Source organism: Tardiphaga sp. 215_C5_N2_1 (assembly GCF_052076055.1).
Taxonomy (GTDB): domain Bacteria; phylum Pseudomonadota; class Alphaproteobacteria; order Rhizobiales; family Xanthobacteraceae; genus Tardiphaga; species Tardiphaga robiniae.
The window spans coordinates 6,352,040-6,377,367 of record NZ_CP197240.1; the positions used below are offsets into that span (position 1 = coordinate 6,352,040).

Annotated in this window: 23 protein-coding genes; 19 read left to right on the top strand and 4 right to left on the bottom strand. The window is 58.5% G+C overall.

The genetic code is table 11. The features are described 5' to 3' along the window. The first annotated feature begins 108 nt into the window (after positions 1 to 108). From AB7828_RS30095 to AB7828_RS30120, 6 genes are all read left to right on the top strand, one after another. Positions 109 to 900 carry an enoyl-CoA hydratase/isomerase family protein gene (locus AB7828_RS30095; RefSeq protein ID WP_441232016.1) on the top strand — a complete coding sequence of 264 codons (792 nt, stop codon included), beginning with the start codon at positions 109 to 111 and terminating at the stop codon, positions 898 to 900. A 13-nt stretch (positions 901 to 913) separates the two neighbouring features. After that, the gene (locus AB7828_RS30100) at positions 914 to 2,080 is read left to right on the top strand and encodes a thiolase family protein (protein WP_441232017.1); all 1,167 of its coding nucleotides are present in this window, start codon (positions 914 to 916) and stop codon (positions 2,078 to 2,080) included. A gap of 1 nt (position 2,081) precedes the next feature. Beyond that, the gene (locus tag AB7828_RS30105) at positions 2,082 to 2,504 is read left to right on the top strand and encodes a Zn-ribbon domain-containing OB-fold protein (protein ID WP_441232018.1); all 423 of its coding nucleotides are present in this window, start codon (positions 2,082 to 2,084) and stop codon (positions 2,502 to 2,504) included. 123 nt (positions 2,505 to 2,627) lie between these two features. Next, the gene (locus AB7828_RS30110) at positions 2,628 to 3,299 is read left to right on the top strand and encodes a TetR/AcrR family transcriptional regulator (protein WP_441232019.1); all 672 of its coding nucleotides are present in this window, start codon (positions 2,628 to 2,630) and stop codon (positions 3,297 to 3,299) included. Positions 3,300 to 3,514: 215 nt separating this feature from the next. Then, entirely contained in the window at positions 3,515 to 5,095 is a 1,581-nt protein-coding gene (locus AB7828_RS30115) for a class I adenylate-forming enzyme family protein (protein WP_441232020.1), read from the top strand. Positions 5,096 to 5,117: 22 nt separating this feature from the next. After that, positions 5,118 to 5,723 carry an AMP-binding protein gene (locus AB7828_RS30120; RefSeq protein WP_441232021.1) on the top strand — a complete coding sequence of 202 codons (606 nt, stop codon included), beginning with the start codon at positions 5,118 to 5,120 and terminating at the stop codon, positions 5,721 to 5,723. Between the two features lie 315 nt (positions 5,724 to 6,038). Here the strand turns inward: AB7828_RS30120 and AB7828_RS30125 are convergent, their stop codons facing one another. The 3 genes from AB7828_RS30125 to AB7828_RS30135 all read right to left on the bottom strand — a co-directional run bounded on the left by AB7828_RS30125 (position 6,039) and on the right by AB7828_RS30135 (position 10,030). Next, on the bottom strand, positions 6,039 to 7,016 hold the full coding sequence (locus AB7828_RS30125; RefSeq protein WP_441232022.1) for a Bug family tripartite tricarboxylate transporter substrate binding protein: 978 nt from the start codon (positions 7,014 to 7,016) through the stop codon (positions 6,039 to 6,041). Positions 7,017 to 7,852: 836 nt separating this feature from the next. Further along, positions 7,853 to 8,158, bottom strand: a complete 306-nt coding sequence (locus AB7828_RS30130; protein WP_441232023.1) for a DUF1330 domain-containing protein — start codon at positions 8,156 to 8,158, stop codon at positions 7,853 to 7,855. 192 nt (positions 8,159 to 8,350) lie between these two features. Further along, positions 8,351 to 10,030, bottom strand: coding sequence for a methyl-accepting chemotaxis protein (locus tag AB7828_RS30135; protein ID WP_441232024.1), 1,680 nt, complete (start codon positions 10,028 to 10,030; stop codon positions 8,351 to 8,353). A gap of 180 nt (positions 10,031 to 10,210) precedes the next feature. On the opposite strand from AB7828_RS30135, the gene AB7828_RS30140 reads away from it, so the two are divergent. From AB7828_RS30140 to AB7828_RS30170, 7 genes are all read left to right on the top strand, one after another. Then, positions 10,211 to 10,390 carry a hypothetical protein gene (locus tag AB7828_RS30140; RefSeq protein WP_441232025.1) on the top strand — a complete coding sequence of 60 codons (180 nt, stop codon included), beginning with the start codon at positions 10,211 to 10,213 and terminating at the stop codon, positions 10,388 to 10,390. 136 nt (positions 10,391 to 10,526) lie between these two features. Beyond that, positions 10,527 to 11,816, top strand: a complete 1,290-nt coding sequence (locus AB7828_RS30145) for an ABC transporter substrate-binding protein (RefSeq protein ID WP_441232026.1) — start codon at positions 10,527 to 10,529, stop codon at positions 11,814 to 11,816. Between the two features lie 188 nt (positions 11,817 to 12,004). Further along, the gene (locus tag AB7828_RS30150; RefSeq protein ID WP_441232027.1) at positions 12,005 to 12,262 is read left to right on the top strand and encodes a hypothetical protein; all 258 of its coding nucleotides are present in this window, start codon (positions 12,005 to 12,007) and stop codon (positions 12,260 to 12,262) included. A 168-nt stretch (positions 12,263 to 12,430) separates the two neighbouring features. After that, complete coding sequence (locus AB7828_RS30155) at positions 12,431 to 13,432, top strand: Bug family tripartite tricarboxylate transporter substrate binding protein (RefSeq protein ID WP_441232028.1); 1,002 nt, start codon at positions 12,431 to 12,433, stop codon at positions 13,430 to 13,432. A gap of 396 nt (positions 13,433 to 13,828) precedes the next feature. Beyond that, positions 13,829 to 14,143 carry an aldehyde dehydrogenase family protein gene (locus AB7828_RS30160; RefSeq protein ID WP_441232029.1) on the top strand — a complete coding sequence of 105 codons (315 nt, stop codon included), beginning with the start codon at positions 13,829 to 13,831 and terminating at the stop codon, positions 14,141 to 14,143. Positions 14,144 to 14,961: 818 nt separating this feature from the next. Beyond that, the gene (locus AB7828_RS30165) at positions 14,962 to 16,077 is read left to right on the top strand and encodes a CaiB/BaiF CoA transferase family protein (protein ID WP_441232030.1); all 1,116 of its coding nucleotides are present in this window, start codon (positions 14,962 to 14,964) and stop codon (positions 16,075 to 16,077) included. 99 nt (positions 16,078 to 16,176) lie between these two features. Next, positions 16,177 to 16,377, top strand: a complete 201-nt coding sequence (locus AB7828_RS30170; protein ID WP_441232031.1) for a hypothetical protein — start codon at positions 16,177 to 16,179, stop codon at positions 16,375 to 16,377. A 46-nt stretch (positions 16,378 to 16,423) separates the two neighbouring features. Here the strand turns inward: AB7828_RS30170 and AB7828_RS30175 are convergent, their stop codons facing one another. Next, entirely contained in the window at positions 16,424 to 17,176 is a 753-nt protein-coding gene (locus AB7828_RS30175; protein ID WP_441232032.1) for a GntR family transcriptional regulator, read from the bottom strand. Positions 17,177 to 17,411: 235 nt separating this feature from the next. On the opposite strand from AB7828_RS30175, the gene leuC reads away from it, so the two are divergent. The 6 genes from leuC to AB7828_RS30205 all read left to right on the top strand — a co-directional run bounded on the left by leuC (position 17,412) and on the right by AB7828_RS30205 (position 25,181). Next, the gene (gene leuC, locus AB7828_RS30180; RefSeq protein WP_441232033.1) at positions 17,412 to 18,809 is read left to right on the top strand and encodes a 3-isopropylmalate dehydratase large subunit; all 1,398 of its coding nucleotides are present in this window, start codon (positions 17,412 to 17,414) and stop codon (positions 18,807 to 18,809) included. A gap of 2 nt (positions 18,810 to 18,811) precedes the next feature. Then, positions 18,812 to 19,432, top strand: a complete 621-nt coding sequence (gene leuD, locus AB7828_RS30185; protein WP_441232034.1) for a 3-isopropylmalate dehydratase small subunit — start codon at positions 18,812 to 18,814, stop codon at positions 19,430 to 19,432. A gap of 11 nt (positions 19,433 to 19,443) precedes the next feature. Further along, positions 19,444 to 20,589 (top strand): 3-isopropylmalate dehydrogenase, encoded by a 1,146-nt coding sequence (gene leuB / locus AB7828_RS30190; protein WP_441232035.1) that lies wholly within the window; start codon positions 19,444 to 19,446, stop codon positions 20,587 to 20,589. A gap of 638 nt (positions 20,590 to 21,227) precedes the next feature. Next, complete coding sequence (locus AB7828_RS30195; RefSeq protein ID WP_441232036.1) at positions 21,228 to 22,412, top strand: acyl-CoA dehydrogenase family protein; 1,185 nt, start codon at positions 21,228 to 21,230, stop codon at positions 22,410 to 22,412. A 121-nt stretch (positions 22,413 to 22,533) separates the two neighbouring features. After that, positions 22,534 to 23,673: an acyl-CoA dehydrogenase family protein gene (locus tag AB7828_RS30200; RefSeq protein ID WP_441232037.1), complete on the top strand. Its 1,140-nt coding sequence runs from the start codon at positions 22,534 to 22,536 to the stop codon at positions 23,671 to 23,673. A 284-nt stretch (positions 23,674 to 23,957) separates the two neighbouring features. Continuing rightward, positions 23,958 to 25,181, top strand: a complete 1,224-nt coding sequence (locus tag AB7828_RS30205; RefSeq protein ID WP_441232038.1) for an ABC transporter substrate-binding protein — start codon at positions 23,958 to 23,960, stop codon at positions 25,179 to 25,181. The last annotated feature ends 147 nt before the right edge of the window (positions 25,182 to 25,328 follow it).

Below are 25,328 nucleotides of genomic sequence, written 5' to 3' on the forward strand. Positions count from 1 at the left end.
GCGAAAATGATTGACGATGCTTGCGGGCTGTGGAATCCAAGGATGCTCGCTCAAACACATGGGTTCTCGGCTCTCAATGGCGCCGCAGACGACCCCAAAGGAGAAGAAATGGCAGAGGATATCAAAATCGCACGCCACGACGGGTGGATCGAAGTGACCATCGACCGTCCGGAGAAGCTAAACGCCATCAGGGAGCAGACAGCCATCGAGATCCTTGACGTGATGGAAGAGGTCGAGTCAGGGCGGCAGTTTCGCGGACTGATCATTACCGGCAGCGAGAAAGCATTCTGCACGGGGGTCGATACGAGCGAACAGAAGAACGAGCCCGACGAAGCGTTCGAACTCTGGCGCCGCCGTAAGCGATCGCGGAAGGTCAATCAGTTCTTCCGCGCGCTTCCGGAATTCACCAAGCCGGTCATCGCTGCCGTAGAAGGCTATGCACTTGGCGGCGGATTCGAAGTCGCATTGCTTTGCGATTTCATCATCGCTGGCGAGAAAGCACAGTTTGGCTTGCCCGAAGCGAAGCTGGGACTCATGCCGGGTGGCGCGGGTACGCTGACGTTGCCGCGCATCATAGGCAAGCCGCTTGCAAAGGAACTGATCTGGACGGGGCGGCGATTGAAGGCTGACGAAGCATTGCAGCTCCGAATCGTCAATCATGTCGTCGCGCAGGGAACCGCGATCGAGAAGGCGCGCGAAATCATGACGGCTCTTGGCGAGCAGGGCCCGCTCTCGGTCATGTTCACCAAATCAGTCATCGAGCGTGGCTTCGAAAGTTCATTGGCAGAGGGCATGTCAACGGAAGCCGATGCTTTCTTCGCGCTGAGCTTCTCGCAGGACAGGAACGAAGGCCTCGCGGCCTTCCGTGAAAAGCGAGCGCCGAAGTTCAAGGGTAATTAAGGGGGCAGCAGAAATGACAAAGCGTGATATCGCGGTCGTCGGATTCGGCGAAACGAAAGTCGAACTGAAGGGCGGTCGTAGTTCTTACGATCTTGCCGGTGAGGTTCTCGAGCAGATCCTCAATTCGACGGGAATCGCCAAAAGCGAGATCGACGGAATTTGCGTATCGGAGACGATGAGCGAGACGTCGAACCCCTTCTGGGCTGTTTTCATGGCAGAATCGCTGGGACTTGTGCCCAGTTGGACCCAGATCAATGGCCTTGGTGGCGCATCGACCATCGCTGGCATCGTGCGAGCTGCCTCTGCGATCAGGGATGGCTTGTGCAACACCGTGCTTGTGATCGCGTCTGACGCTCAATCAAGCTATCCGCCCACCGAGCAAGGTGCCTATCGCTGGGAATTCCAGTATCCCACCGGCCTGCGCGGCCCGGTCGGCGTATTCGGTCTGCTCAGCCAGCGCTATAAACTGCAATATGGCCTGAAGGACGAAGCGCTTGCGCGACTGGCAGTGACGCAACGTAATCACGCGCTGATGAATCCAAACGCCTGCGCCAAGCTGCAGTCGCCCATTACCGAAGACGATTATCTCAAATCGCGCTATGTCTCAGAACCGCTCCGCATGTTGGATAGCGTGATGGTCTGTGACGGAGCAAACGGCGTGCTGGTGACGTCAACCGAGAATGCGAAACGTCTCGGATTGAAGAAAGCTGTCTATCCCACCGGCTACGGTGAGATCACTAATTTCAACGGTGACAAAGCGAAATCGGACATCACCGAAACCGGCTTCTCGGTTGCGGGTCCAAAAGCATTGAAGCAGGCCGGATTGCAGGCAAAAGATATCCAGCTCTTCTGCCCGTACGACGACTTCTTGATCGCTATCCTGATCCAGCTTGAGCAGATCGGCTTCTGTGGACGCGGCGAGGGATCTGACTTTATTCTGGGCACAGATATGACTTTCAAAGGGAAACTTCCCCTGAACACGAGTGGAGGTCAAATCTCAGCCGGCCAACCTGGTCTGGCGGGTGGTGGTCTCAATCTCGTCGAGGCAGTCCGGCAACTCTTCGGCGAAGCCGGTGACCGTCAAATTCCCGGCCTGAAAAACGCCATGACGACCGGCATCGGTGTCATTCCCTATGGGCGTAACTGGGGTGTCTCGAACGTCATGATTCTGGAGAAGTGACATGAGTGAAGCAAAGAAAACACCCCCGCGCCCGCTACCGCGTCCGGACATCTACGTCAAGACGCGACCCTTCTGGGATGCCGCGAAAGAACACAAGCTCTTGCTCCAATACTGCACGGACACGAACCAATACCAATGGGTCCCGCGTCCCGTCAGCATCTACTCCGGCAAGCGGAATCTGGAATGGCGAGAGGCTTCAGGCAAGGCGAGCCTCTATACTTGGACAAATACCGTCGTTCCTTGGCCGGGGCACGAGGCCCGCGTACCCTATATCTGCGCGCTTGTAGATCTGGAAGAGGGCGTAAGAATGCTGGTCAATCTGGTGAACTGCGAGGCCTCCCAGCTTCGGGATGGAATGCCGATGAAGCTTTCTTGGGAAGCATTGAACGATGACTTCAATGTTCCGGTATTTGAACCGGCATAATGGACAAAGGCTGCAGGCCGGTTTGCCTGCAGCCAGCCATCGGTTCTTTCGATGTAGCTGACATATCGGATCGGTTATGCGATAATGGGACAATTGCAAAATGTACCGATCGAAAGTTGATTTGTGGCGACTTCCCCAAAAAACAACGAAATTGGCAGTATCGCGTCTTCGCGCCCCAAGACTCTCCAGCGTCGAAAAGAGCTACTGGGGGTCGTTTATGAGTTGATCGCGGAGCATGGCATAGATGCCGTGACCATGCGGCAGATCGCGCAAGCAGCTGAGATCAGCACGGGTACGATCAACTATCATTTCAAGAACCGGCATAACCTCGTTATCCTGGCGTTGGAGGCGGCCTATGAGCTGCCTGAAGACTGGCGCTCATATGAAGGTTCGCCACTGGCGCAGCTTCGACGCTTGGCAATGGGTTATGTGTTTCGGACCTCGCGCGAACGGTTCTGGCTCTTCTGGATCAACTACACCGCGCAAAGCACACGCGATGATGAGATGCGACGAAGACAGAATGATCGCTATCTTAAGCAGCGGAAGTTTTGGCGAGAACTAATGAGAGATGGCATTGCGGCGGGTGAAATCGACCCGGCCGTGGATGCTGAGAAGACGGCGGACGAATTGCTGCTGTTGGGCGATGCGTTGGTGCTGCGCCAGATTCAGTCACCAACACCGGCTACGCGCGAGCTTGCCAAGGCGATGATCGATGCCAAGTTCGCGGAGATAATACTGGAGAATCCGGCTCGAAAACAGGCGGACCCCTCGCGCAGGTCGGCGCAGAGCCGCTAGAAGCCTCGCGAAATCTCATCGGGAAGACGCTCAGTAGTCCTGGCTGCTTGGCGACAAAACGCCGTCGCATCAGATCGGGGACAAAGGGAGCGCCATCTTTTACAATTGCACACTTGTGCGATTTTTGAATTTGTGTGCACTATCCGGATAACAGGACCACCTCTTGACGCTTTAAGGGTGGTGAAAAATTCATGCGGGTAGGGAGCAGTGCAGCAATGCAGAGCAAACGTTCGGACCCGACCATCCGGCAACGCGATGGTCGCCTGCAAGGTGCGGATCCCACCCGACTTCTCTCGCAGATGCCGGAGCGATATAGCCGGGTTGTGAAAAACTGGGCCGAGCGGGCGCCGCACAGACGCGCACTGCATTTCGCCGGCCGTAACATGAGTTACTCCGAACTGTGGTCGGCGACGGTGGATGCCATCGCGCTTCTGAAAGGTATCGGCGTTCGCGCCGGCGACCGCGTCATGCTGGTTGGAGAGAACGGTCTGCAGATCGTACCGCTGCTCCTTGCGGCGAGCGAAATAGATGCCTGGGCAGCTCCGCTCAATGCGCGCATGTCCTGGCGCGAGATCGAATCGATTCGCGACTTCGCCGAGTGCCGCAGGGTCATTTATTGCGTGGGCGACTCCGGGAGCGCCGAACAACACGCGAAATCAAGCGGCGCAAATGAAAGCGCCGAGTTACTTGGCCCTCTCGTCATCGGCGCATTGAACGATCAGGCAAATGCCGAGCAGGTCTTTCCGGACATGGCAAACCAGACCGCGGTGCTGGTTTTCACCTCGGGTACGACAGGGGCTCCAAAAGGGGTCAGGGTTAGCCACCAGGCGCTGATCTATATGGGCGCCAATATGGCTGAGATACGCCAGATCAATTCTGATGATGTCTTCTACAACTCGTCGCCGATCAGCCACGCAATCGGCCTCGGGACTGTTTTGATGACGGCGTTCTGGGCCGGAGCCAGCGCAGAGCTGGTATCAAAATTCACGGCCGAGCATTTCGTCGAGGCCCTGCGACAAGAGCGGATTAGCAGCGTTACGGCGGTCCCGACGTTATTTGCGCGTATCTTGGACTTTGCCGAGCAGAAAGGGATTTCCCTGAGATCGAAGAGACTGCGTATCATCGCGACGGCCGGGGCACCGCTGGACATGGCGCTGAAATCGAAGGTCGAGTCGGCCTTCGGTCTTCGCATGGGAAACTCGTACGGAATGACGGAATGCAATCCGATCGCGCGATCAGCCGCCGGCGTCGAAACTAACGAGGTCGGTGAGCTACAGCCAGGCGTGACGGTCAGAATTGTCCGAGACGATGGTGAAGACGCTGGCGTCGATGAGCGAGGAGAGTTGTGGGCGAAAGGTCCATCCCTGATGCTGGGATACTATCGCAACAAGGACGCCACGCAGGCAGCGATGCGACCCGATGGCTTTCTCGCGACGGGAGACCTGGCGACGGTTGATGCCATGGGGCGCCTCTATATCGTCGGCCGTTCTAAAGAACTGATCATTCGAAGCGGCTTTAACGTCTATCCGGCCGAGGTCGAAGCTGTGCTCGCCCTGTATCCAGGCGTCGCGCAAGTTGCCGTCGTCGGACGACAGGTGGAGGGAAATGAAGAAGTCGTTGCCTTCGTTCAACCAACTCATGGCGTTGTTCTCGATACCGACGCTTTGGCGCACTTCGCGAGGGATCGGCTGGCGCCCTATAAGCGGCCAGCAGAAATCATCCTGCAGAGTGAACTTCCGGTTGGACCGACCGGGAAGATCTACAAGTCGTTACTGCGAGATATAGCGGCCAACTGACATTCTAGGATGCGAGGTGTGCATGTCTACAACGTCAATCTTCAGCTATCTGGCAACGCAGTTGGGCGACAATATCGAGCAGCCGCAGGATCATCAAAGCGAATCCCAAATTGCGTTCCCGCGTTCCATGGAGCGCGCAGCGAAACTCGGCGGCGCCATGATCGGCTTCGGATTGACGCGTCGCGATACTGTCGCTTTGGTGATGCCGAACACAGAGAACCTCATCGTTTCCTTACTGGCTGTGATCGGAATTGGCGCTATCGCAGTACCAATGCCCACGCATGCCAGCGAGGACGATCTTGCGGACCTGCTCCAGCGGTGCGGGGCTAAACTGATAGTGACCTCGGACGCGGATATGTCGAATATCATACGTGCGACAGCTCGAACACAGAACCGGGCCGCGATTGTCTCGACGAGTTCTGACTGGTTCGAAGGCGTTGCCGGGTTTGACGAGTTCCTGGAAATGGGTCGGCCGGCTGACCTAATTGCCGCAGGCACAGATGCTCTGCTTGTGTACCAGCGTGATGCTGCCGGAGCATGGAATAGTATCATGCTTGATCACTCGGCGTTCACCGCGAAGGTCCTGGCAATAGCTGCCTCGATATACTATAGGGCTGGTCACACATAGGTCTCAGGTGAGGCCACATGCTTTGGCCGGCTGCGTTCCGCAATGCTTGTCAGCATGGATCGCGATGACTTTGAGCTGAACCTCCTGGGCTCGAAGATCAGGATCGTTCTGATCCGACGTGCTGACTGAAATGGGACAGCCATGGATGGCACGCGCCCATTCGGTTGATCTGCGAAAGCGCGTCTTAGCTGCGGTGAACGAAGGCGGCCTGTCGTGCCATTAGGTGGCCCTCGATTGGACGATCGCGCGGTTCCCTATCAGTCATCGGAGCCTTTAAACCGTCGTTATGCTGCGGATTTCACTTTCCAACGAGGGCTAATCGGCTCTAACGCCAGACTCGCGCGCGACGTCGCCCCACTGCTTCAAATCCTTGCGCATAGCATTCGCGAATGCATCGGCACCATCGCCGACGGGTACCAAGCTCATTCCTCTGATCTGATCTGCAATTTCTGTCTTGATGATGCGCGAAACCTCCTGGTCAAGCTTCTGAACGATATCCTTGGGAGTTGCGGCTGGCACGAATACGCCAATCCATCCGTTCGCTTCAAATCCGGTATAGCCAAGCTCGGCGAATGTCGGGATTTCAGGAAATAGCGGATTGCGTTTATCGCCACTTATTGCGAGCGCCCTGATCTTGCCGGCTCGCAATTGAGGAGCCGCCGTGGCGGTTTCCAGGAATGCCGAGTTGATCTGTCCGCCGAGTAAATCGTTGGCAAGGGGAGCTGCGCCACGATATGGAATATGCGTCATCTTGATGCCTGCCTTCTTGTTCAGAAGCTCGCCATACAAATGCGAGGTCGTGGCATTCCCGTAAGAGCCATATGAACCTGCCCCCCTGCTGTCCGTCATCGATCGCACAAATTCTGCCAGAGTGTGCTCCGGACGGTCCGCAGGCACGACAAAAACGGCGGCGAGTAGCGCCGCCTGCGTAACAGGTTTGAGATCCTTGAAAGCGTCGTATGGCAATTTCGTCCCGACGTTCGGTGCCTGCACAAGCTGCGAAATTCCGATCAGGACCGTGTATCCGTCGGCGGGTGACTTGACGACGAAATCGTTACCGATGATCCCAGCGCCGCCGGATTTGTTCTCGACGACGACAGGCTGCTTCCAAACATCTGACAATCTGTTGGCTAACAGACGCCCAATGTTATCGGCTGCGCCACCTGCTGGAAACGGAACGACCAACGTCACGCGCCGATCGGGAAATCCCGCATTCGTGGCATACGAGGCCGACCCCAGCTGGAGCAGTAGGGCGAGTGAGGTCAGCGATAAAACCGAACGGAGCAGTAACATGGCTTGTATTCCTTCGACTACCGATGCTGCTCCGGCGGCTTGATACAGCCCTCAGTCGGAGCGAATGAAGAAATTTCATCAATCTAAATCGCACGTCTGTGCAATTTCATAGGATTAGTGCTCAACCGTTTTTGATTGTCAATTTTTCTCGCTGGTGCAGTGCGGTGGCACTCCGGCGCGAGCGCGTCGTATCACCACCAAACGCGGATCGGCTGAATCGTCCGCGCGCTAGCGTTGCGGCGAAAAACGCCGATTTTTACGCATTTCTGCCGCGGCTCTGAACAATGAATCGTTGTGGCGATTTCAAAGTCGACTGAGGTCCGGAGAGAGCGCGCCTCGATTGAGCTCCGTTATCGAAACGGCGATTTGGCCAAACAATTCGCGATGCATCCGCAAGGTAATTTTCGCGACAAAATACCGCACATTCGCGCGCGATCTATCAGCGTGCAGGGCAAGGTCATCTATTGAGGATCTCGCCCTGCGCCCAGGACAGCATAGATCGCGGCGGGTTCGCGTAGCCTGAAGGCTGTCTTTGGAGCCGGAAACCCCAAGCGTCCGGGCAGGGCGGGCGCCTGGTTCGGCCACGGAAATCATCCCGGTCATAGGCAGCCGGACTGCGATCTCTGCAGGGCGTGATCTTAAGTATCAATTTGAGTCAGTGGCGGATAACAGCGCTGCTGGAACGCATCGCATCCCGAGTATTGATATGGAGTCGCTTATGCGAGTCCAGCGCCACCTTTGGTGGGTGGCCACGAGTAAACAGTAGCTACTGTCGGCTCCCAACGCTATTGAGCAGAGCAGAGCGTGGCCGCAGGCTAAATCGATGCCAGTCGCGTTTAATTTACGAACTTGTCGAGATTGTCGCCGGCTACGACGTAAACCCGCGATGTCGATGCCGCATTGCGAATAAGCAATAGCGACTGATATGCGTCGGAATCGCGCCAGAGCCTGGCTCTTTCGATATCCGGGAAAGAGAGAATAACAATTCTCTGACTGGGTAATTCACCCGCCATTGATTCTGGTGCGCCTCGCGCCAAAAAGATCCCACCGAAAGGCGTGAGGGTGTCTGGCATTCGCTCGGCGTATTCCCTGTAGCGGCCGATATCGGTGATCGTGATCTCGTTTACGACGTAAGCAGGCATTACTTTACACCTTTCAATCGGCGCGTGACCGAATCTAAATGCAAGGTCTGGCGGCCCGCCGGCCATCGCTGTAGCCCTGTTCAGGCGAGTACACGTGTACGCGACTTGCCATCGACGTGTTCGCCGACGCCTTGAACGGGATCGGCGAGGGGCAGTTAGAAGCGATAAGCCCTGGTCAGGTCGTTCAATTGGCTACGCCGCCCGCACCGAATCGAGGAATTTGCTGACTTCGATCTTGAGCCGGCTACTCTCGGAGGCGAGTGATCGCGCGGATGACAAGACCTGTGTGGATGCCGAGCCGGTTTCCGATGCGCCGTGCTGGACGTCGCTGATGTTCGACGATACCCGCATGGTCCCCTGAGCCGCCTGCTGAACGTTACGCGAAATTTCCTGCGTGGCTGCCCCTTGTTCTTCCACTGCAGAGGCAATCGCAGAAGAAATCTCCGACATACGCCCGATCGTGTCGCCGATCTCCCTGATGGCGCCAACGGATTCCTGGGTCGCAGACTGAATATCGGATATCTGCAGGCTGATCTCGCCGGTGGCTTTCGCCGTCTGTTCCGCCAGCGCCTTCACTTCGGAAGCGACGACGGCGAAACCGCGGCCGGCTTCGCCGGCCCGCGCCGCTTCGATCGTGGCGTTGAGGGCAAGCAGATTGGTCTGCCCGGCTATGGTATTTATCAGTTCGACGACATCACCAATCCGCGCTGCTGCTTTTGCCAGCTCGCCAACACGGTCGTTCGTCACGCGGGCCTGGCTGACCGCCTGATTGGCGATGCTGGCCGATTCCTGCACCTGACGGCTGATTTCATTGACCGAAGTCGTCATTTCTTCGGTGGCCGATGCCACCGATTGAACATTGGTGGACGCTTCTTCAGAGGCGGTGGCGACGATGGCAGTGAGTTCCTGCGAACGCGTGGCTGTATTAGTTAACGTGGCGGCGGACGCCTCAAGCTCGGTGGAGGCCGAGGTCACCGTTTCGACGATCCCGCCGATCAGATTTTCGAACGCACGCGTGATGGTATTAACGCGCTCGCCGCGCCGGATCTTTTCTTCAGCATCGAACGATGCGGCATCGTCCGCAGCCTTCTTGGCGATCAGCGCCTCCTTGAAGACCTGCAAGCTATCGGCCATGCCGCCGATTTCGGTCGTCTCACCTTGATGCGGCACGACCGCCGTGAGATTGCCGGCTCCGAGTGCCTCCATCGGCATCACGATCGATTTGATACCGGCGGAGACATCGCGTACGAGCAGGACTGCAGCACTGATGCCGATGATCATGGCCAGTGTCAGCGATACGATAACCATCTTCATGGCGGAAGCGTAGCTGGCCGCGGCATTGACGGCGGTGATATCGGAGCCCTTATTGTTCAGGTCGATGTCTTTCTGAAGAATTTCATCGGACTTGACACCGACGAGCGATGCCTTGGCGTGCAGCGCGCGCGCTTCGTTATCTTCGTTCTTGCGGGACAACACGAGAACTTGCTTCACGCCGTCCAGGTATTCCGTCCACGCGGCGTTGGACTCGGTGTAAAAGGCGCGCTCCTGAGCTGAGTTGATCAGCGGCTCATAGCTCTTGCGGGCCGCAGCCAGAATATCAAGCCATTTCGCCAGCAGCACTTCCTGCGCCTGCTTGCCTGGCTCGGTCGTCGCAAGCAGGTGCGAACGAACAATAGCGCGGTAGGTGATAGTCGCTGCGCGGATTTCCCCAAGCGCGCGCACGCTCGGCAGCCAACTGTTGGCGATCTCGGTCGTCGAACTGTTGATATCACTCATTTGCTTCACGGCGAGACCGCCCATGGCAGACATGGCGATCAGCAAGAAGGTGACAACGATCGTGATCTTGGCGCGGATGGAATAGCGGGCGAGCATGCTGAAGATCCCTAACTAAGGCACCATCTGAAATCATCAACGGGTTCAATGGCTGGCGCATTCTTGCCGCCTATCGTTAAAGGCTCATGTATGGACCAATCAGCACAAGGCATATCGCCTATGCATTATTCATGTAATGCAATGTCTGATTGTATCAATCTTTCGAGCTGAACAGCGCTCATGACCGAGGTTGACTACCGTTTCGAGCACATCCCGGACGGTCACCAGCGCGCGGATCAGTTCGCCAATGCAAAGGTCGGCGTTCAGGTGTTGAAAATTGGACTCAAGCTCGGTCACGAAAGCTCAGAAGAAGGAAATGGCTTCGGCCAATTCGAGGAGGCACCAAGAGCGCGAGATTGATCGAAGAAGAAGCACAAGTAGGGATTTCGCACATCTGTGCTAATTATATTGCGCGTATGTGCGAAATATGAAACTCCTTATGCAATTTAGACTGGCGGGCCCTTCGCTCGACGGTATTTATCGCGGGGAGGCTTATATGACGCTGAAGATCGCGGTTTCGCGTGGGACGCCGGGGTTCCGCGCGCTTAGGAATCTGGGCAGGGCTTGTCTGGCTCGCCTTGCCCGATCGGCGCTGTTCGCGATCTCGCTCTTCGCTTTTGCCGGCCCGACCCGCGCTCAGCTCAAGGAGCCGACGGTCCGGATCGCCGTGATGAACGACCAAACCTCGGTATACTCTGACGACTCTGGAAAGGGTTCGGTGATCGCGGCGCAGATGGCCGTTGACGACTTCGGAGGCAAGGTGCGGGGCATTCCCGTCGAAGTTCTTGCTCTCGATCATCAAAACAAACCCGATCTCGGAGCGTCGCTCGCGCGCAAGGCTATTGACGTGGATCACGTCGCCGCTTTCTTCGACATCGCCAACACTGGCGTCTCGCTGGCCGTGCAGGAGATCGCCAAAAATAACGATCGCGTAGTCGTCCACGTCACGAGCGCTTCGGCTGAACTCTACGGCAAGGCGTGCTCGCCGACGGGTGCACAGTGGCTGTACGACACTTATTCCCTGGCGAAAGGTCTCGCGTCGTCGTTGACAGACGAAACGCACAAGAAGTGGTTCTTGTTGACGGTGGACTACGCGTTCGGCCATTCCATGCGGGAAGAAATGACGCACGAGGTCCAACGATTGAATGGATCCATCACCGGTTCGGTGCGACATCCCCTGAACACGTCGGACTTCGGCTCGTTCTTACTCCAGGCCCAGGCAACCAACCCTGACGTCCTGGCTCTGCTCAACGCCGGCAACGACACAATCGTGTCGCTCAAACAGGCAAGCGAGTTCGGGGTACTCTCAGGACATGTAACCGTCGCGCTCCCGATTTTCGCGATCACTCAGGTCCACGCAATCGGAGCAAAGCTTTCCCAGAATGTCGTCTTCATGCAGGGCTACTATCACGATTATGACGAAGCCAGCCGCGCATTCGCGGCGCGCTTTTCCGAAAAGATGAAACGACCTCCTTCGCAATACCAAGCTGCGGTGTACAGCGCAGTCAACCACTATCTCAAGGGCGTGGCGGCAGCCAACAGCACGAATGGCATAGCCGTCATGAAGAAGATGAAGGAAATACCCGTCAACGACTTCATGACCAAGGACGCGAAGCTGCGTGAGGACGGCAGATTGATGAGGGATATGCTGATCGTCGAGGGCAAGACTCCGGCGGAGAGCAAGGGGGAGTGGGATTTGCTGAAGGTCAAGTCTATGATACCCGCGGCATCGATCATCCGTCCCATCAAAGAGGGCGGCTGCGCCTACGTTCAAGGCGCGCAATAGGTGACCGGGAAGCATTCGCGATCCGCCTCGACCTTAGCTCTCCGAACTTCGGCGACGACTACTGCCCGCGTTGCCGCCCTCGTCGTCGAGCCTTCGAGGGTGCCGGGATCATCGCTCGACAGCAGCGGGGGATCTACCCCCGATCGCCTGGAACTCACTGACCATTCCTAGTCGGGTCGATCGCCGAAATGATCTGCCTCTCACGATTTGCCACAGCCGACGAACTTGCGTTCCCGCCCAAGATCCTCCCGCATGTCGTTGAACTGTTCAATGACTGCCTCCACGAAGGCGGTAAAAACATTCGGGTACTCTGCGCGATTGCTGGAAACGGCCGCGCAAATGCGGGTTCAATCGATGCAGCCCTTTTTGTCGATCCGGTTAGACTGCATCCTGATCCGCCCTGGAGTAAAATTCGCCCATTTGTGCAATTACGTCTTGCGGCTTGAAATTCACGGTGCCACTGTCATCTGAGGCGGCTGCCCTCCATGAGGCGAACGAAAAGACCGGCCCAAGGTTCTTCCGTCGTGGGACGGCAGGGTGATGGTGCAAGTGCCGATTGTGATCGTCCGGAGCGATCGACTATCAAACGAAACAATGCTGCCGACGAGGTGAATATGAACTCGGCTATCACTCGGCGAACCCTTTTGACTACTGCAACGAAGGGGACCATCGGCGGTCTAATGGGCTCGCTCTCGACGTCCGCAGGCGCTGAGGGTTCATGGCCTAGCAGACCTGTTCGGCTTCTATGCGGTTACGCCGCAGGCGGCCAGACAGATGTTTTCGCGCGAGCGTATGCCGAGGGCTTATGGAAGCTTACCGGTCAGCCATTCGTCGTCGAAAACAAGGTTGGAGCAGGATCGATCATCGCTTGTGAGGAACTGAAAAAGGCATCCCCGGACGGCGGCAAGCTTCTGTACACGACCTCGACCGCACTGATCCAGAACAAGGCTCTCTACGCGAAGCTGTCCTACGACCCCGATAAGGATTTCACAAAAATTGCCTACATCCCTGGAGGTAAACTGCCGTTCAGCGCGGCCGCCTCTGTTCCGGCGACCAACATGAACGAGTTCGTGGCCTGGGCCAAGGGAAAGCCTTTGAACTTCGGATCGTACGCCCCGGGAGGTCTAGGTCATCTGGTTTGCGCCCAGTTGAACAAGCTCTACGACCTGACCATGGAATGCGTGCAGTATCGGGGCGAGGCGCCGATGTGGCAGGACATGGCTGCCGGTTCGCTCCAAGCCGCCGTCGGTAGTTATGGCTCAGCCCAAAGCTTGTACTCACAGAAGCTGGCGAAGCCTCTAGCCGTACCAACCTCATCCCGATTGAGATCGCTGCCGGACGTACCAACTTATTTTGAGCAAGGATTTACAAATCCCATCTTCGGGCTCGGGATCTGGCATGTGCTGATCGCTCCTGCAGGGCTGGATCCCGCTTTGCGGGAGAGGATTTCAGGACTCATGGTGGAGGCCGGCAAAGCCGAACGGATGCAAAAGATGTTGGAGAATTTCGGCATCGAGGAGGCTGCCTCGGGATGGCAAGCGGCCGAACGAGCCTACAGCGAAGAGTCCCGACCTGTTCTTACAGCAATCAAAGAGCTGAATTTGACGCTGGATTGACTGCCTCTTGTGTTACCGAGCGCGGTTCGCGCATAGCCGACGCGCTCCGACCGGCGCGACGCGAGATGGTGCGTCACTCAACTGGGGCGCCTGCGTCGGCACGGACGTGGCCGAAAGGGTATGCGTGCGCAGAGGCTTTTTGCTTTCGGGATTGACCGCCGAAGCTCCGCCGGGACCTTTTTTACTACGACGGCAGCATTGTCGGCTCGCCGTCCTGCCGTTCCAGCTTCGGGCTCGAAGCCACCGCGAACAACGCTCGGCGGTTATGAAGGGTGGCGGCGCAGTCTTCCTCCGGCGGCGATGATCATGACTGTGCAATTTACAGGCACAGCGGTTCGCTACGGCGGGAAAAGCTGCTGAGCGGTGCTCTCGAATGTATCGAAGGATGCGCGCGCGATGAACGGAGAGCCCTTCGGCCCGTTGACACTGATCAACAAATTCATGGATCTCGATGAAGCGGTGGCCAAAGCAAATCGGCTCCGTACGGGCTTTCCCGCTTATGCCTACACGCGCTCGTCGCATGCCGCCTCATCGCTGGCGGCAGGCGTAGAGACTGGGATGCTTTCGACGGACCACTGCGGGTTGGCGTTTCCCGAAGTGCCGTTCGGGGGGCGTAAAAGATTCCGGCTACGGCTCGGAAGGCGAGAGCGAGGTAGTCGAATGCTTTCTCGCCACCAAGTTCGTCTCTCAGGCGAGTCCGCCCGCTCGTAGACTGCGGAATGCTCCGGTCGTGGTCCGGGCGGACCGCCGAAGCTCTCTTATGCTTTTCCCGATGGGAAAGCTAAGTCGTTGCGCGGTGGGCTGCGCGCCGCAAAGGCACAGAAAAAAGGTCGATCCCGTCGCCGAAATCGACCTCTAGTCAAGGGAGGAAGCGCCCAAACGGACGCTTCGCTGCGTCGGACTAGCCGTGCCGATCCAACCCAGCTCGATTGGTCTACTCCGCAGGCAGGAGTGGCGCAAGATAAAAACTGCACAAATGTGCTATCTTATTCGGTCGAGCGAACCGCGCGAGGTGGACCAGCCGTAGATTGCCTCAAGCCGCTTGATCACGAGCCACTGCCCTGGGACGTCACTTGTGCAGCTGATTTCCAAACGACGAGCCGAAGGTAGCTCGTAAATGAGGGTCTTCAGTGATTGCCCGGAGCTGATCGGTAACCTCCTGCGCGAAATTGAACTGCGTCCGTCACGCCGGCATAGGCGCCAACCGGACCTCGATGCTCATCGGCACGGACGAAATGTAGTGCATACGTGCGACAATAATAATTGCACGTTTGTGCGAAATAGGACACCTATATAATGTAGAGAGCCCTGGTGCGGCCGGTTTCTAATAGCCCTCGTACGAACAAGCTCGTGGCGAGCGAGTTCGTACACGAGAATCGATCAACATCCGCCTCGAAGAGAAATGCCGGGGTGAACCGGTTTAGAGGTTGATGCACGGGGGCGCTCGTTAGGGAGCGGTCATCTGAGAGGCGGACGTGAGAGCCGATAAGCCATGTCAACAAATGGGCAATGCAGGTAGGGATGTGCACGTGCAACACGATGGTCGGAGTTCCAATAGGACGGGACCGCTGAGAAATATCCGAGTTCTGGAATTCGCCGGCATCGGTCCCGGTCCTTTTGCGGCCATGCTGCTGTCGGATATGGGGGCTGAGGTAGTAACGGTCGCCCGTCCGGGGCAGGGTCAACGCAAAGCTGGGGACTTCGTCAATCGAGGGCGACGCGTCGTCGAGTTCGACCTGAAGAATCCGCCTGACCTCGAAGCGGTTGGGAAACTGGCTGCGTCCTGCGACATCCTGATCGAGGGGTTTCGGCCAGGTGTCATGGAGCGTCTCGGACTCGGCCCGGAACCGCTCATTAGGCGAAATCAGCGTTTGATCTATGGACGCATGACTGGCTGGGGCCAAGACGGGCCGTTATCGCAGTCCGCGGGACACGACATAAACTACATCGCGATCACCGGCGCTCTCGACTGTTTTAGGTCGAACGAGGGCGGCCCGGTCTGGCCGCTCAACCTCGTCGGAGATTTTGGGGGCGGCGCTCTCTATCTCGTCGCCGGCGTTCTCGCGGCGCTGAACGAGGTCCGCATCTCCGGCCAGGGACAAGTCGTTGATGCCGCGATGTGCGACGGCGTCTCGAACATGATGACCTACTTTCACAGCCGAAGAGCGCTCGGTTTGTGGCGGGACGAGCCTCGGGGAAACATGCTCGAGGGAGCTTCCCACTTCTATCAGACCTACGAATGTGCCGATGGTCGTCACATCGCAATTGGCGCGATCGAACCACAGTTCTATGCCACCCTTCGCCAGCTCGTCGGGCTCGATGATCCCGAATTCGAGCCCCAGCTTGATCGCGATCGCTGGCCCGATCTGAAGCGGAAGGCAGCGGAAATCTTCAGAACGAAGTCGCGCGACGAATGGACGTCTCTCCTTGCCGATACGGATGCCTGCGCTCAGCCGGTCTTCTCCCTGGCCGAGGCTTCGGACCATCCTCATCTCGTGGCGAGGAGCGGGTTCGTAAAGATCGACGGGCTCGATCAGCCGGCCCCAGCGCCTCGGTTCTCCAGAACGCCTTCGGCTGTACAACGATCGCCATCGGGTTCACTCCAGACCGCTGCCGAAATACTCAGGGACTGGCACCGGTCCTGATCGTCGCGGGCTAATAATGCTCCGCACCGCTTCCGTCTGCGTCGCTTCCGTCGCGCAAACGGATCCACCGCACCTGCCGGAGCCTGGAAGGAGATTGGAGTGAGCCTACACGCCTTGAACGACGAGAGTATCGCGCGCTACCACGAAAGCCTCCGGAAGGAGGTCGAGATGGATAAGAAGTCCATGAAGGATGGTGGACACGAAGGCTTCGCAAGCGGGAATTCCGCTCGACAGTACGGCGCGGCCCTCGAAGCAGAGATGAGAAGAAGAGCGATGCAATTCTGCCCCATCGAGTGGTGACGGTGGCCGAAGGCAGCCCAACCCGCTTCGTAACCAGTCATAGCTATCAGAAGTGCGGATCTTCCCCGGTCGGATGGGTCATCACGAGATAGGCTTGATAACGGTCGGGAGGAGCGATCGCCTCCACATATTCGAAGGGACGACCTTTCCTGTCGAACGACCGCCGATGTATGTCGAGCAATGCAGTCCCGACTGACACCTGCAAGCGCACCGCCGCGACCGGATCCGCAAGGACGGCGCCATAGGTGCACTCTACCCGGTGACGGACGTGGCCGGCATCGGCGATCAGGGCGGACATGGATGGATTGGCGAAATCGTCCCTGCTGAATTTGCGGCCGACCGGCTCGGGCAAATAGGTGGAGATCTGCATAATGGGCTGCTTGCCGTTCTTGCGGATGCGGACGATGCGCAGAACATTCGCGACGGCATCGAGTTCAAGCGCCTCTCGCACACGAAGAGGGGCAGAAACCCAGGAGAACTCCTCGACCACGGCTCGCGTCGTCGCCGATATGTCGGCCACCCTCTTCGCGAAGCTGGAAAAAGAGGCCCTGATAGGCTCGTTCGGCAACCGCATGACGAAGGAGCCGCGGCCTTGGCGCCGCTCGACCAGGCCCTGCTCCACTAGGGATTGAACGGCCCGGCGCACCGTGATCCGCGAAACCGAAAACAAGCCGCAGAGCGCATCCTCGCTTGGAAGGGATTCGCCCGCAGGATAGCGGCCCGTTATGATACCATCCTTTAAAACGGTCGTAATCTGGTGATGCAGCGATGCGCCCAGTTGCCGGTTCAGACCGTGCATTGATTTATTCCTCGAATGATCGCCCTAAATCGACCTACCAGGCCTCCGAAGTCAACCGGAGCTTTCCTTGACAAGACGTTATATCGTCATGATGATATGCCGTCAGCGCTGGAGAAAAAAGGCGCGGGAGGATTCGGATGCCGAGGAACACCGTCTGGCGCGCGAGAATTGCGCGCGATTTCGCGGTCAGATGCAGTGTCAGGCGCCTCGTGATGCGCGAAGGGGCGGGTCTTCGATGAAGACGTTATTCGCGAAGGTATGGGATTCCCATGTCGTCGCTGATCTCGGTGATGATTTCGCTCTGCTGCATGTCGACCGGCATTTGATGCACGAGGGAGGCGGCGCCGGATTGGTGGCGCTGAAGGAAGCCGGCTATGGCGTTCGCAATCCCGAACTCACGTTCGCGACGCCCGATCACGCGGTCTCGACCACTCCGGGACGAGCCGATACAGGCGCGCGCGGCCAGCGATCTCTGACTCGCCTTCGCGAGGGGGTTCGGGAATTCGGCATCAAGATCTTCGATACGGGCCAGCCTGGTCACGGGATCGTCCACGTCGTAGGTCCCGAGCTCGGACTTAGTCTTCCTGGCAGCGTGATCGTTTGCGGAGACAGTCATACGTGCACGCACGGAGGCCTGGGTGCGATGGGCTTCGGAATCGGTTCGACGGAGCTTGTGCACGTTCTGGCGACGCAAACTCTGGTGCAGCAGCGTCCCAAGACCATGCGCGTGACCTTTACCGGCACACGACGTCACGGCGTGGTGGCAAAGGATATGATCCTTCACCTGATCGGGGAGATCGGCGCCGCCGGCGGTACCGGTTACGCGGTGGAATATGCGGGGGGGGCAGTTCGCGCACTCGAGATCGAAGGGCGTCTGACGCTCTGCAATCTTTCGATCGAACTCGGGGCCAAGATCGGAATGATAGCCCCGGACGAGAAGACGTTCGCCTATCTCCGCGGGCGGGAGAAAGCGCCGTCCGGAGAGCTTTGGGACCGGGCGGTCGCTTACTGGCAAACTTTGCGAACGGACGAGGGGGCGATCTTCGATCGCGAAGTCACGATCGATGTTTCGGGTATAGTGCCTCAAGTCACGTGGGGTACCAGTCCCGAACATGTCATCGGCGTCGATGGGATGATTCCGGATCCGGCCGATGTTTCCGACGGAGCGAAACGTGCCGCGATGCAGGCGGCGCTCGCGTACATGGACCTGAAGGCGGGTCAGCCGATATCTGGCACGAGGGTCGACTGGGTCTTCATAGGCTCGTGCACCAACAGCCGAATATCCGACTTACGCATTGCTGCGGCCGTGGTCAAAGGCCGGAAAGTCGCCGTGCACGTGCGGGCCTGGATCGTTCCGGGCTCCGAGAACATCCGCCGGCAAGCCGAAGCGGAAGGTCTCGATGCGATCTTCAAGGATGCGGGGTTCGAGTGGCGTGAAACGGGCTGCTCCATGTGTTTGGCGGCCAATGGAGAGACCATCCCGCCCGGTGAGCGTTCGGTCTCCACGTCCAACCGGAACTTCGTCGGCCGCCAAGGACCCGGCGCACGGACGCATCTCGCGAACCCAGCCACGGCCGCAGCGACGGCGATCGCCGGCGTCATTTCGGATCCACGCACACTGGACGCGGCCTGATCATGGAAACGTTCACGATCCTTCGCTCCATCGTCGCGCCGATGCTGCGAAACAACATCGACACTGATGTCATCATCCGGATCGAGCACTTGGGGGGATCTATCCCTCGGGACGAGCTTGGGTCCTTCTGCTTCGAATCGTGGCGCTATCTGCCCGACAGGTCCGAGAACCCGGATTTTCTACTCAACCGCGATCCCTACCGAAGGGCGCGTATCCTAATGGCCGGCTCCAACTTCGGATGCGGCAGCTCCCGGGAGGGAGCGGTATGGGCCCTGATGGGCATGGGATTTCGCGCGGTCATCGCGCCGAGTTTCGGCGACATCTTCTTCAACAATTGCTTCCAAAACGGAATGCTTCCGGTCCAACTGGAGCGTTCGAAGATCGATGCCATCACCAGCCAAGTCGAAGCCGATCCGGAAAAAAATCAGGTCACGATTGATCTAGTCGCAAATCAGGTGCTCGCGCCGGACGGAACGCAAAGCGAGTTTCATATTCCCGCGCTGCGGCGCGAATCGCTTCTCCATGGACTCGACGACGTCGGACTGACGTTGAAGCGGGCATCCATGATCGACACCTTCCAGGCGGCAGATCGCGCTCGACGCCCGTGGATCTACGACGTTTGATGGAGCCTCCAATGCCAAGCAAGAAGATGAACGTCGTCCTGCTTCCCGGAGATGGTATCGGTCCCGAGGTGATGGCCGAGGCCAGCCGTGTCCTCAATTGGATGATCGAGCATCGCGGAGTGCCGGCCACGGTGCAGGAATTTCAGTACGGAGCGGAGGCCTATCGTCTGACTGGAGCAGTGCTTCCGCCGGCCACCGAAAAAGCCCTACAAGAGGCCGACGCCATCTTGTTCGGCGCCACCGGCGGACCGGAGTTCGACGCCATTCCCAAGGTCGAGCGCCGAAGGGGGAGCTTGCTCCACATACGTAGGACGCTAGAGCTGTACGCCAACGTCCGGCCCATCGTGACGATACCGGCCCTCTACGAGGCCTCTTCGCTCAAGAACCGGGTTCTGCAAGGCGTCGACATGGTCATCGTGCGGGAGCTTATCGGCGGGATCTATTTCGGCGAACCTCGCGGAATAGAGACTTTGCCGGACGGGCAACGTCGCGGCTTCAATACCCAGACCTACACGTCTTCGGAGATCCGCCGGGTAGCACGGTTCGCTTTCGAACAGGCTCGCCTCAGGAAAGGTCGGGTATGCTCGGTCGACAAGGCGAACGTAATGGAGTCCGGCGTTCTTTGGCGCGAGGAGGTGCAGGCGCTCAGAGATGCCGAATTCCAGGACGTCGAACTGACGCATATGTACGTGGACAATTGCGCGATGCAGATCGTACGGGCTCCGGCCCAATTCGACGTCCTCGTGACCGACAATATCTTCGGCGACATCCTTTCGGACTGCGCCGCGATGGCATGCGGCTCTCTCGGAATGCTGCCCTCGGCATCCCTGGGGCCCGCCAGAGAGGGCGGGCGGCGATCGGCCGTTTACGAGCCCGTGCATGGCAGCGCACCGGACATAGCGGGAAAAGGAATCGCGAATCCGCTGGGTGCCATTCTCAGCCTGGCGATGGCTTTGCGGCTGTCGCTAGGACGGCCTTCGGAAGCAGATCTGCTCGAAGGTGCGGTCGGAGCTGCTCTCGATGCGGGAGCCCGGACGTCCGACATCCGAGAGGAACGGCTTCCGGTAATTTCCTGTCGCCAGATGGGTGACGCCGTCTTGCGCGAACTCGATCGAGTAGAGCCACGATTCGAGGCGAGAGCCGAAGCACGAACGTGAGGAGCGCTCGGATGCCGCTGGTCTTCAGCCGTCACTCGATAGTTCACGGATTGCTCGCGGGGCTATGACGGGCATCGCAGGCGATCATCTCTCGTTGGCACAGCCCGTACCGAAACCCGGAAGCGCGGCATTCCGGTCGCTCTGCCATACTATGGGTCCCTCTAGGTCGCCATGACGCAGGGTTTCTTCAAGCTCATCTCGGGAGGAATCGGGACGAGGACCCGCGAGATACTGGGCGTCTGGACGGGTCGTTCGCTCTAGGAGACGTCACTCACGGTCTCCATCGAGACAGCAGGGACGTCCTTCTCGCATCTTGAGCGCCGCGGACAAGCGTTTCGGAAGCCCCTTCCTAATGATCCGACAGGCTCTTTACGACGGAGCTGCGGAGTGGAACAGGGGCATATTGCGGCCGCGCGTCGCCTCCGGCACGTCGCTCGTTGTGCGCGCACTGCTGCAATCCGATCGGAACGGACCCCATTGCATGTGTAATTTTGCGGATGCTGCCCTGCTACCTGCTTCGGATGAAGGCATACTGGCGTAATCACACCCACGAGGCTGTCCGTCGCAACTATCGTTCACGACGATGATCGCCGAGACACAAGCGCCCCGTTAGCACGAGCCCGGACCGGAAGTTGCCAATGTCAGACCTATCCCACTTTCGCCGTGAAACCAGGGCGTGGCTGGAAGCCAATTGTCCACCCGAGATGCGCACGCCGATGATCTCGGACGATGATCCATACCGTGGCGGCCGCAATGCCAAGTTCGCATCCGAACCGCAGCGAGTGTGGTTCGAAAGAATGCGTGATAAAGGCTGGACCGTACCGGATTGGCCGCAGGAATACGGCGGCGCCGGGCTCGATGCGAGCGAGACGAAGGTGCTGCGCGAGGAAATGGCAATAATGGGCGCTCGCTCGCCTCTGAACAGCTTCGGCATCTGGATGCTCGGGCCGGCGCTGCTGAAGTATGGCACGGAGGAGCAGAAGAAGGATCATCTACCGAAAATCGCTGCCGGCCTGATCCGCTGGTGCCAAGGCTACTCCGAGCCGAACGCGGGATCGGATCTCGCGTCACTGCAGACGCGCGCCGAGAGCGATGGAAGCCACTACATTATCAACGGCCAGAAGATCTGGACTTCCTACGCCAATTACTGCGATTGGATCTTCTGTCTGGTACGAACCGACCCCTCCGCAAAGAAGCATGACGGTATAAGTTTCATTCTGTTCGATATGACGTCAAAAGGCGTCTCGACCAAACCGATCCTGCTAATTTCGGGCTATTCGCCTTTCTGCGAAACCTTCTTCGACAATGTCCGCGTCCCGAAATCGCAGGTGGTCGGCGCCGTCAACCGCGGCTGGGACGTGGCCAAATATCTGTTGCAGCACGAACGCGCGATGATCTCGGGTTCGGGCGGCCGCGGTATCGGCCGCCCGTTGGGCCAGATCGCCGCCGATTCACTCGGAATGGACGATGCAGGCAGGCTGCAGGACCCGATGCTGCGCAGCCAGATCGCAAGCCTCGAAGTCGACGAAGCGGCCCTGGCTGCGGCTGGAGAACGGATGACCGATCTTGCCAAAGTCGGACAGTCGCATCCGGCCTCATCTTCCGCTATGAAATATTACGCGACCGAACTCAACAAACGCCGCCATGAGATCCTGATGTCGGCCGGCGGATTTAACGGGCTGGAATGGGAAAGCGAGCGCTCCGGAGCGGGCTCCCGCTCACGCGCCTGGCTTCGGTCCAAGGCGAATTCAATCGAAGGCGGAACAAGCGAGATCATGCTGGGCATCGTTGCCAAGCGCATCCTCGATCTGCCTGGAGCATAGAGGCTGCGGCGGTCGCGATCGGTTCGGGTCGTCTATCGACGCGCTCTGCCGATCTTGATCACACGGCCGGTCTTCAGGCGAAAGATCGCGTCCTCCAAACACAAGCGTCTGAAAGGATCTCATGGCACTCGTCCTCACCGAAGAACAATCCATGCTGCGCGACAGCGCCCGCGGGCTAATTAACGACAAGGCTCCGGTCTCGCACCTCCGCAATCTGCGGGATACCGCGGATTCGGACGGCTTTTCTCGCGCGCTTTGGAAAGAGTTCGCCGAGATGGGCTTCTCCGGTCTGCTGATATCAGCGGAATTCGGCGGAAGCGGCCTTGGATGCGTCGAGGCCGGAATCGTTATGGAGGAAATTGGTGCTACCTTGATGCCGTCGCCGTTCCTCTCGACCGCCGTGCTGGCCGCCTCCGCATTGTCCCTTTGCGGCAGCCAGGCTCAGAAATCGGCTTATCTGCCGAAGATCGCGGACGGCTCGCTCCTGGCGGCCTTCGCGGTCGACGAAGGGACGAAACACCGGCCCCTCGACATCGACCTACAGGCCACGCATTCCGGCAATGGCTTCAAGCTGAGTGGCGCGAAGGCGTTCGTGGTCGATGGCCACACGGCCGACCTTTTGATCGTGGCGGCGCGCTCGGCGGGACATGCCGGCGAGCCGACCGGCCTGACTTTGTTTCTGGTAGATCCAAAAAGTAGGGGCGTCGCGATCGAGCGCACGGCGATGGTCGATGCCCACAATGCTGCCAGGATCGAATTCTCAAACGTGGCCGTAAGTGCCGATGACGTGCTCGGCGAGGTCGACCAGGGATTCATATGGCTGCAGCGAATTCTGGATATCGGTCGCGGGGCCGTGGCCTCGGAAATGGTGGGACTAAGCCAGGAAGCGTTCGGCCGCACAGTGAAGTATCTGAAGGAGCGGAAGCAGTTCGGTAGGCTCATAGGCGAGTTTCAGGCGCTCCAGCACCGGGCCGCCCAGCTTCACATCGAACTCGAGATTACGCGCGCCGCGGTGCTGAAGGCCTTGCAAACGCTCGACACCGATGTCGGCAATTCCGGCGGAGTAGTCGCGGTAGCAAAGGCGCGCGCCGGTCGGACCGCCACGCTCGCGGTCCAAGAAGCCGTCCAGATGCACGGCGGTATAGGCATGACCGACGAATTCGAGGTTGGCTTCTTCATGAAGCGAGCGCGAGTTTGCGAGGAGCTTTTCGGTGACAGCAACTTCCACACTGATCAGCTCGCGCGCATGAAGAACTATTAAGCATGGGCATGCGGCGCTGCGGTGCGTGCCCCGCTTGCGCCTTTCGGCGCTCCGGGAAGGCGACGCGACGTCCAACCGTCGGCGAGACGCGATTACCCATGTAATATTGAAGACGGCGGACGCAAAAGCCTCTTCCCCCGACACCGCACAAGTCGCACGATCATGCGACATTTGGAGGACGGCGCCGGTGTCGCGAAGGCTCAATGCCGACCGTCACGAAAAAATAAGCAAGCAGCAAGGCGGTCGCGTTTTTACGCCATTCCGGCCGCAGTTGGAGGAACGAAATGCTTCGCGGGAAAAGCTTCTTATCGAATGTGCGCGGTCTCTTGGCGCTTCTTGTGTTGGCGATCGTCACGCCTGCCCACGCCCAAAAGAAATACGACCAAGGCGCGACGGATGCCGAAATCAAGATCGGGACCATCATGCCGTACAGCGGTCCTCTATCTTCGATGGCCGGCATTGGTAGAACCGAAGAAGCTTATTTCAGGATGATCAACGAACAGGGCGGCATCAACGGCCGCAAGATCGTTTTGATCTCGTACGACGACGCATACAGCCCGCCTAAGACCGTCGAGCAAGCCCGCAAGCTCGTCGAGAGCGACGAAGTTTTCGCTATCGTCAGTCCCGTCGGAACTCCGACCAATGCCGCCATCCAGAAGTACATGAACACCCGAAAGGTGCCCCATCTCTTCGTGCTCGGCTCGGGCAGCCGCTTCGCAGATCCAAAGAACTCCCCTTGGACGATCGGTATGCTTCCGAGCTCGACGATCGAAGCTCGTATCCACGCCCGATACCTCCTTAAGACGCATCCGGATGCGAAGATCGGGATTCTTTACCAGAACGACGATCTCGGAAAGGAGTATGTGGCTGCGCTGCGCGTCGCGCTGGGTGAAAAGAGCGGGCTCATCGTCTCGGAACTCGCATACGAAGTCACCTCGCCGACCATCGATTCGCAGGTGCTCCAGATCGCGGCGGCGAAACCGGATATCTTCATCAACTTGGGTCTTTCCAAGGCGGCTTCGCAAGCGATCAAGAAAGTCGGAGAGCTCGGCTGGAAGCCGACCCAGCTGCTGACCAACAATTCGATCAATATAGCGGGTACTATCAGGCCCGCTGGCTTCGAGAATGCTCAGGGCATCATCAGTTTCAGCTACATGAAGGATCCCACCGACAAGCAGTGGGTGTCCGATCCGGGCATGCGAGAATACAAGGCATTCATGGAAAAGTACTACGCGGACGGGAACAAGGACGACTTCCCGGCGGTCTTCGGATACAGCGTGGCGAGAACGTTGGCTCACGTGATCAAGGAATGCGGCGACGATCTCACGCGTGAGAACCTCATGAGGCAGGCCGCTAGGCTGAATTTCGACCCCGGCGTCTACTTTCCGGGCATTAAGCTGACGACCGGTCCGAACGACTTCAGCCCGATCAAGCAGATGCAGCCGATTAAGTTCAAGGGCGAGAACTGGGAACCGTTCGGCAGCCTAGTAGGCGGGGAAGGGGGCTGAGAGCCGCCCGGACGCGCCCCGACGGTGCCATCGTGGCATGCCGATGGGCCTTGTCGTCGGAAAACAAGGCCAGACGGCTCCAGCGCCCGGCTCCGTCGGCCTGGAGCTACCGCCTACATACACGGCTCGAGGCCCATTTCTACCGAC

Excerpts from the sequence above, each read along its gene's own strand:
- AB7828_RS30095 (WP_441232016.1), top strand. The coding sequence starts at position 109 with ATGGCAGAGGATATCAAAATCGCACGCCACGACGGGTGGATCGAAGTG.
- AB7828_RS30100 (WP_441232017.1), top strand. The coding sequence starts at position 914 with ATGACAAAGCGTGATATCGCGGTCGTCGGATTCGGCGAAACGAAAGTC.
- AB7828_RS30105 (WP_441232018.1), top strand. The coding sequence starts at position 2,082 with ATGAGTGAAGCAAAGAAAACACCCCCGCGCCCGCTACCGCGTCCGGAC.
- AB7828_RS30115 (WP_441232020.1), top strand. The coding sequence starts at position 3,515 with ATGCAGAGCAAACGTTCGGACCCGACCATCCGGCAACGCGATGGTCGC.
- AB7828_RS30120 (WP_441232021.1), top strand. The coding sequence starts at position 5,118 with ATGTCTACAACGTCAATCTTCAGCTATCTGGCAACGCAGTTGGGCGAC.
- AB7828_RS30125 (WP_441232022.1), bottom strand. The coding sequence starts at position 7,016 with ATGTTACTGCTCCGTTCGGTTTTATCGCTGACCTCACTCGCCCTACTG.
- AB7828_RS30130 (WP_441232023.1), bottom strand. The coding sequence starts at position 8,158 with ATGCCTGCTTACGTCGTAAACGAGATCACGATCACCGATATCGGCCGC.
- AB7828_RS30135 (WP_441232024.1), bottom strand. The coding sequence starts at position 10,030 with ATGCTCGCCCGCTATTCCATCCGCGCCAAGATCACGATCGTTGTCACC.
- AB7828_RS30140 (WP_441232025.1), top strand. The coding sequence starts at position 10,211 with ATGACCGAGGTTGACTACCGTTTCGAGCACATCCCGGACGGTCACCAG.
- AB7828_RS30145 (WP_441232026.1), top strand. The coding sequence starts at position 10,527 with ATGACGCTGAAGATCGCGGTTTCGCGTGGGACGCCGGGGTTCCGCGCG.
- AB7828_RS30150 (WP_441232027.1), top strand. The coding sequence starts at position 12,005 with ATGATCTGCCTCTCACGATTTGCCACAGCCGACGAACTTGCGTTCCCG.
- AB7828_RS30155 (WP_441232028.1), top strand. The coding sequence starts at position 12,431 with ATGAACTCGGCTATCACTCGGCGAACCCTTTTGACTACTGCAACGAAG.
- AB7828_RS30160 (WP_441232029.1), top strand. The coding sequence starts at position 13,829 with ATGAACGGAGAGCCCTTCGGCCCGTTGACACTGATCAACAAATTCATG.
- AB7828_RS30175 (WP_441232032.1), bottom strand. The coding sequence starts at position 17,176 with ATGCACGGTCTGAACCGGCAACTGGGCGCATCGCTGCATCACCAGATT.
- leuC (WP_441232033.1), top strand. The coding sequence starts at position 17,412 with ATGAAGACGTTATTCGCGAAGGTATGGGATTCCCATGTCGTCGCTGAT.
- leuD (WP_441232034.1), top strand. The coding sequence starts at position 18,812 with ATGGAAACGTTCACGATCCTTCGCTCCATCGTCGCGCCGATGCTGCGA.
- leuB (WP_441232035.1), top strand. The coding sequence starts at position 19,444 with ATGCCAAGCAAGAAGATGAACGTCGTCCTGCTTCCCGGAGATGGTATC.
- AB7828_RS30195 (WP_441232036.1), top strand. The coding sequence starts at position 21,228 with ATGTCAGACCTATCCCACTTTCGCCGTGAAACCAGGGCGTGGCTGGAA.
- AB7828_RS30200 (WP_441232037.1), top strand. The coding sequence starts at position 22,534 with ATGGCACTCGTCCTCACCGAAGAACAATCCATGCTGCGCGACAGCGCC.
- AB7828_RS30205 (WP_441232038.1), top strand. The coding sequence starts at position 23,958 with ATGCTTCGCGGGAAAAGCTTCTTATCGAATGTGCGCGGTCTCTTGGCG.